This window comes from Actinoplanes cyaneus (genome assembly GCF_016862095.1).
GTDB lineage: Bacteria > Actinomycetota > Actinomycetes > Mycobacteriales > Micromonosporaceae > Actinoplanes > Actinoplanes cyaneus.
On the sequence record NZ_BOMH01000125.1, the window covers coordinates 1 to 4,416 of the forward strand.

General features: G+C 69.5%; 1 protein-coding gene. It reads right to left on the reverse strand.

Translation table 11 applies throughout. The features are described from left to right. On the reverse strand, positions 1-4,410 hold a 4,410-nt coding region (locus tag Acy02nite_RS45790), incomplete at its 3' end, for a non-ribosomal peptide synthetase (RefSeq protein ID WP_307872318.1). Between the last annotated feature and the right edge of the window lie 6 nt (positions 4,411-4,416).

Consider the following 4,416-nt stretch of genomic DNA (forward strand, 5'->3'; position numbering starts at 1 on the left):
AAACGGCACATCCTGATTCGCGTACGCAGCCAGATCGGTTTCCCGGACCCGACCGATCAGATCGGCAAACGACGGATCACCCGATAGATCCGTACGCAGGACCAGGGTGTTGACGAAGAATCCGACCAGTTCGTCCAACGCGGCGTCACCACGACCCGCCACCGAGGTTCCCAGCGGGATATCGGTGCCCGCACCCATCCGGGACAGCAACACCCCAAGGGCAGCGTGCGCCACCATGAACATCGTCGAGCCACTACGCCGGGCCAGCTCCACCAACCGCGCGTGCGTTTCTGCACCAACGGACAGATCCACCGCGGCGCCGCGCATCGACGCGACCGGCGGACGCGGACGATCGAAGGGCAGCGGCAACTCCTGCGGAGCACCCGACAGCGTCTCCCGCCAATGGCCGAGCTGGCCGGCGATCAGGCTCTGCTCGTCGTCGAGCTCACCGAGGACTTCGCGCTGCCACAGCGCGTAGTCGGCGTACTGGACGGAAAGGCGGGTCCAGGCCGGTGCCTGATCCTGGCGTCGTGCCGTGTACGCCGCCCGCAGGTCCCGGGTCAGCACCCCCATCGACCAGCCGTCCAACGCGATGTGATGTGCCACGATCGCCAGCACGAACTCACCCGGACCGGTGATCAGCAATCGGATCCGCCACGGCAGCTCGACACCCAGGTCGAAGCCGCGACCGAAGAACGCCGCCAGCGCCGCCTGCACCCCGCTCTCCGCGACCTCGCTCACCAGCAGTGACGGCCGGCCCGCGGCCCCGTCCAGAATCTGCTGACACGCCGCCCCGTCGACGTCGGGGTAGATCGTGCGCAGCACCTCGTGCCGGTCGGCGACATCACCGAGCGCCGCCTCCAGCGCGACCACGTCCAGCTCACCGGAGATCCGCAGCGCCATCGGCATGTTGTAGGCGACGCTCTGACCGGTGTCCTCGAGCCGGTTCAGGAACCACATGCGCTGCTGGCCGTACGACAACGGCAGCCGGTCCGGGCGCACCCCAGCCGTCAACGCTCTCCGCGCGGTGCCGGCCTCGATCTGCTGGGCGACTCCCGCTACGGACGGGGTGGTGAACAGGTTGCGTACGCCGATCTCGGCATCGAACACCGACCGGATTCGAGCGATGAGCCGCATCGCCGACAGCGAGTCACCGCCGAGGTCGAAGAAGGACGCGTCCGCCGGCACCGCATCGATGCCGAGGATCTCGGCGAACAGGCCGCACAGGATCTCCTCGGTCGCCGTGGCCGGGGCACGCCCGGTGACGCCGCTGAAGTCCGGGGCCGGCAGGGCGGCATGATCGAGTTTGCCGTTCACCGTCACCGGCAGGGCGTCGAGCACGATCAGCAGGGGCAGCATGTAGTCCGGCAGCCGCTGCGCCGCGAACTGGCGCACCGCAACCGTGTCGAGCAGTTCGCCGGCGGCCACGAGGTAGGCCAGCAACTGGTTGTCCCGCACGATCACCGCGGCCTGCGCCACCTGCGGATGCCCTGCCAGGACCGCCTGGACCTCGCCCGGCTCGATCCGGAACCCCCGCACCTTCACCTGATCATCGGCACGGCCCGCGAACACCAGAACGCCATCAGCGGTCCACCGCACCCGGTCGCCTGTGCGATACACCCGCTCACCGCTACCGTGCGGATCGGCAATGAACCGGGAGGCAGTCAGCCCCGGACGGCGCACATACCCGCGTGCCACGCCCGGACCCGACACATACAACTCGCCGACCACACCGAGCGGTACCGGACGCAGCCATTCGTCGAGCACCAGCACCCGGGTGTTACTGATCGGCCCACCGATCGACACCACACCCGACGACAGCGGGTAGCTCATCGTCGCGCACACCGTTACCTCGGTCGGCCCATACGCGTTGATCAAACGGCGATCGGACCAGCGCTCCACCAGGCTCGGCGGGCATGCTTCACCAGCCACCACCACCGTGCCGACGCTGTCGGGCAGTTCGCCGACCGACGCCAGCACTGACGGCGGGACTGTCACATGCGACACCGCGAACCGCTCACAGACGTCGGCCAGCGCCCGCTGGGGCGGTAGCCACTCCCCCGACAGCGTTACCAGCGCCGCGCCCGACGCCAGGGCCACACACAGTTCCGACACCGAGGCGTCGAAGCTCCACGACGCCAACTGCAACACCCGCGAGCCCGCACCGATCGCGAACCGGTCCGCCTGCGCCACCACAAGGTTCCCGACACCGCGGTGTGTGACCGCGACACCCTTGGGGACACCGGTCGAGCCGGACGTGTAGATCACGTAGGCCACGTCGTCCACCGACACCGGCACCGGATCCACCACCGGCCCGGCCAACGCGTCCTGCAGCAGTAGATGCGGCACACCCGCCGGCACCAAGGCTTGGGTTTCCGCCGTGCAGACCACCAGGGCGGGGGCCGCGTCGGTCACCATGAACTCGATCCGGTCCTGCGGATACTCCGGGTCCACCGGAACAAACCCCGCACCCGCCCGGGAGATACCCAGCAACACCGACGGCACCTGCCCCGAACGAGGCACCAGCACCGCTACCAGGTCACCACGGCCGACACCCCGCCCCCGCAACGCCCCAGCGACAGCACCAGCGGCAACATCCAGCTCGGCATACGTCGCCTCGCCGGACTCGTCAACCACCGCGACCGCGGCCGGGGACTGCGCCAACTGAGTCGCGAACAACTGCGCCACCGAGGACACCGGCACCTGGCGGGCCGTGTCATTCCACTCGTCCAGAATCCGTGACCGTTCCTGATCACCGAGCACCTCGACCGCGCCCAGTCGCAGCGACGGATCCGCGGCGACCTGCTCCAGGACCCGCACCAGCCGATCGGCCAGGCCACGCGCCGTCACCTCGTCGAACAGATCCACCGCGTACTGGATCGCGCCGCTCAGGCCCGCGGGACTGCCGTCATCGTCGCGACGCTCGACCAGCGTCACCGACAGGTCGAACTTCGCCGCGGTCTGCTCGGACTCACCCCCGATGGGGTTGACCGACACCCCCGGCAGATTCCATTGGTCACCGGTCCGCTGCTCCTGGGGCAGGTTCTGCAAGACCAGCATCACCTGGAACAACGGGTTGTGGGCGAGGGACCGGGCCGGGTTGAGCTCCTCGACGAGCCGTTCGAACGGAACGTCCTGATGCGCGTACGCCGACAGGTCCGTCTCCCGGACCCGGCCGAGCAACTCGGCGAACGACGGGTCACCCGACAGGTCCGTACGCAACACCAGAGTGTTGACGAAGAACCCGATCAGATCGTTGACCGCCGCGTCACCACGACCAGCGACCACCGTGCCGATCGGAACATCAGCACCCGCACCCATCCGCGACAGCAGCACTCCTAGGGCCGCGTGCGCCACCATGAACATCGTCGAGCCGTTACGCCGGGCCAGCTCCACCAGCCGGCCGTGCGTCTCCGCGTCCACCTCGATCCGCACGGTGCCGCCCTCGAACGACGCCGCCGCCGGACGCGGCCGATCAGCCGGCAGCACCAGCTCCTGCGGAGCGCCCGAGAGCGTCTCGCGCCAGTAGCCGAGCTGGCCGGCGATCAGGCTCTGCTCGTCGTCGAGCTCACCGAGAACGTCACGCTGCCACAGCGCGTAGTCGGCGTACTGAACGGAAAGGCGGGTCCAGGCCGGAGCCTGGCCCTGCTGCCGCGCCACGTACGCCGCCCGCAGGTCCCGGGTCAGCACGCCCATCGACCAGCCGTCCAGCGCGATGTGATGCGCGACGATCGCCAGCACGAACTCACCGGGAGCGATCGCGAACAGCCGCACCCGCCACGGCAGCTCCGAGCTCAGGTCGAAGCCCTGGCCGAAGAACGCCGCCACGGCCGCCGGCGCATCGGTCTCCGCGACCTCGCTCACCGGCAGCGACGGCCGCCCGGCGGCCCCCTCCACGACCTGCTGGCACGCGACCCCGTCGACATCCGGGTAGATCGTGCGCAGCACCTCGTGCCGGTCGGCGACATCGCCCAGCGCCGCCTCCAACGCGGCCACCTCCAGCTCACCGGAGAAGCGCAGCGCCATCGGCATGTTGTAGACCGAGCCGGCAGGTTCCAGCCGGTTCAGGAACCACATCCGCTGCTGGCCGTACGACAGCGGCAGCCGCTCGGGGCGGGGCTGCGCCACCAGCGCCGACCTCGCGGTACCGGTGGCGCCCTCGACCAGGAGGGCGATCCCGGCGGCCGTGGGGGTGGTGAACAGGCTTCGGACGCTGACTTCGGCTTCGAAGACCGCCCGGATCCGAGCGATGAGCCGCATCGCCGACAGCGAGTCACCGCCGAGGTCGAAGAACGACACGTCCGCCGGCACCGACTCCACACCGAGCACCTCGGCGAAGAGGCCGCAAAGGATTTCTTCGGTGGCGGTGGCTGCAGCGCGGCCGGTGGTGGGTAGTTCCGGGTCCGGCAGCGCGCT